Source organism: Desulfovibrio sp. 1214_IL3152 (assembly GCF_036763055.1).
Taxonomy (GTDB): Bacteria; Desulfobacterota; Desulfovibrionia; order Desulfovibrionales; family Desulfovibrionaceae; genus Desulfovibrio.
This window is the reverse complement of the sequence record NZ_JBAIYW010000288.1, coordinates 1-2,459: the sequence shown is the minus strand read 5'-3', so window position 1 is coordinate 2,459 and position 2,459 is coordinate 1. Positions and strand designations below refer to the sequence as shown.

Below are 2,459 nucleotides of genomic sequence, written 5' to 3'. Positions count from 1 at the left end.
TGTATGCCAGCGGCGAGGAATCGCTGCCGCAGATCAAGAGCAGGGCCGAGCGTCTGGGCATGCTTGATCCCAACCTGCTGGCCCTTGCCACGTCTCGCGTGGAGGACGTGGTAGAGGCGGCCAATGCGCAAAACCCGGCCCTGCTTGTGGTGGACTCGGTGCAGACCCTTACAAGTCTTGAGGCCGAGGGCCTGCCCGGTAATGTCAGCCAGGTGCGGGCCGTTGCCACCTCTTTGCTTGAGCTGTGCCGTCGTCTGGGCTGCACCCTCATTCTCGTGGGCCATGTGACCAAGGATGGGGTGCTGGCCGGGCCGAGGCTGCTGGAGCATATGGTGGACACGGTTATTTCTCTTGAAGGCGACCGGCGGCAGATGTTCCGCCTGTTGCGCGTGTTCAAGAACCGGTTCGGTCCCAATGAGGAACTGCTTGTTTTCCGCATGGGCCAGCGCGGCATGGAAGTGGTGGATGACCCTTCCACCTTTTTTCTGGGCCAGCGCGATGCGTCCCTTTCGGGTACGGCCGTGGTTATGGCTGTGGACGGACAGCGGCCCCTTGCGGTGGAAGTGCAGGCCCTTGTATCCCGCACTTTTCTGAGCATTCCGCGTCGCGCTGCCCTGGGCTTTGATGTGGGCCGCCTGCATCTGCTTTTGGCCGTACTTGAAAAAAGGCTCAAGCTCAATTTCGCGCAGGTGGACATTTACGCCAAGGTGGGCGGGGGCATGAAGCTCAACGAGCCGGGGCTGGACCTGGCTCTGGTGGCTGCGGTGCTTTCATCCTATTATGACGTGCCGCTGCCTGAAAAAAGCGTGTTGTGGGGCGAGGTGGACCTGAACGGGCAGGTGCGCCCCGTGGCCGCGCAGGAACTGCGCCTTACCCAGGCCAGACGTCTGGGCTTTGACCCCATTGTGCATCCCGGAGAGGAAAAGGGCGGCGTTGCCACCATCGCGGCCTTGCAGCAGCGGCTTTTTCATCGCCGCCCCAAAGCGGAGGACAATGAGTAATGGCGCTGGAAGTGGAACGAAAATTTCCCGATGCAAATCTGGACGACCTGCGCCGCAGGCTGGCCGAAGCCGGTGCTCTTTGTCATGGCGCGCATTTTGAAAGCAACACGGTTTTTTACGCGCGGGACGGCTGCCTTGTCGCCGGTGGGCGTCTGCTGCGCCTGCGCAGTCAGGAGTGGGCCACACGGTTCCGTCATGTGCTGACCCTCAAGCTTCCGGCTGCGGTTCCGGCCGGGGCCGGGCAGTACAAGGTGCGTGAAGAGCGTGAAGTGGAAGTGTCGGACGCGTCCGCCATGAAACATATCCTTGAAGGCCTTGGCTACAGCGCCGTGGCGCGGTATGAAAAAGTCCGCGAACCCTGGGTGCTGGACGGCGTGGAGGTGGAGCTTGATATTCTGCCCTTTATGGAAGGGGCCGAACTGGAAGGCGAACCCGAAGCCATCGAGGCTGTGCAGCGCCGCCTGGGGCTTGACAAGACGGCAATGAGTACCAAGAATTATCATCAGCTGCATCAGGAATGGCTGCAGCGTAACAACCTGCCTGCGCGCCGCTCCTTTGTGTTCAGCGAAGCGCAAAGAGAAGCCTGGCGGCAGCAACTGGGCCTGGGGGAAGAAAACGATGTCCCCCCGGTATCGCGCTGAAAACCGTACTGTGGAGCCATTGAATGTCCTCTTTCAAACAGGGCCGCAATGACGGCGAAAGCCAGGTTATTGTGGAAAAAAAGCTGAAGGAGCCGGATCGTTACCGGGTTCTCCTGCATAACGACGACTATACCAGCATGGACTTTGTAGTGGCTGTTCTGTGCAGTATTTTTAACAAGACCACGCAGGAAGCAACCGCCATCATGCTGAACGTGCACCAGCAGGGCGTGGGCCAATGTGGCGTGTACACCCATGAAGTGGCTGAAACCAAGGTGAAAAGGGTGCATCAGGCGGCCAGAGCCGCCGGATTCCCCCTCAAGTGCACCATGGAAAAAATTTACTGAGATTGCCTATGCTGAGCAAGAGTGTTCAAAGCGTCATTCGTGATGCACTTATGGAAGCGCACCGGCGCCGCCATGACATGTTGACTGTCGAGCATGTGCTTTACGCGCTCACAAACAGCATGCGCGGCCGTATTCTGCTTGAGGGCAGCGGGGCCAGTGTGGCCGTGCTGCGCGAGCAGCTTGAGGATTTCTTTAACCGTGAACTGGAAGTGGTTCCTTTTGCCGGCAAGCACGAGGTGGCCCAGACAGAAGGCGTGCAGCGTGTGCTTGAGCGCGCCCTGGGGCATATCCGTGCTGCCGGGCGCGATACTGTAGAACTGGGCGATCTGCTCATTTCCATTATGGACGAAGAGGAAAGCTACGCCCACTACTACCTGCGCAAGCAGGGGGTGGAGCGGCTGGACGTGCTCACGTTTGTGTCGCATGGCATGGACGAGGGCGGCGGCTCACGCGGCGTGGAGCAGGGCGGCGAA

Annotated in this window: 4 protein-coding genes; all 4 read left to right on the top strand. The window is 59.9% G+C overall.

What is annotated here, in order from left to right; all coding sequences use genetic code 11:
• Positions 1-1,001, top strand: a 1,001-nt coding sequence (locus V6C07_RS06130) for an AAA family ATPase (RefSeq protein ID WP_333535475.1), incomplete at its 5' end; no start/stop codon positions are given.
• Positions 1,001-1,642, top strand: a complete 642-nt coding sequence (locus V6C07_RS06125; RefSeq protein WP_333535474.1) for a class IV adenylate cyclase — start codon at positions 1,001-1,003, stop codon at positions 1,640-1,642. The genes V6C07_RS06130 and V6C07_RS06125, both read left to right, overlap by 1 nt.
• A gap of 23 nt (positions 1,643-1,665) precedes the next feature.
• The gene (gene clpS / locus V6C07_RS06120) at positions 1,666-1,986 is read left to right on the top strand and encodes an ATP-dependent Clp protease adapter ClpS (RefSeq protein ID WP_012625056.1); all 321 of its coding nucleotides are present in this window, start codon (positions 1,666-1,668) and stop codon (positions 1,984-1,986) included.
• 8 nt (positions 1,987-1,994) lie between these two features.
• Positions 1,995-2,459: Clp protease N-terminal domain-containing protein (locus V6C07_RS06115; protein ID WP_333535473.1), on the top strand; the 465-nt coding region annotated here is incomplete at its 3' end.

Excerpts from the sequence above, each read along its gene's own strand:
- V6C07_RS06125 (WP_333535474.1), top strand. The coding sequence starts at position 1,001 with ATGGCGCTGGAAGTGGAACGAAAATTTCCCGATGCAAATCTGGACGAC.
- clpS (WP_012625056.1), top strand. The coding sequence starts at position 1,666 with ATGTCCTCTTTCAAACAGGGCCGCAATGACGGCGAAAGCCAGGTTATT.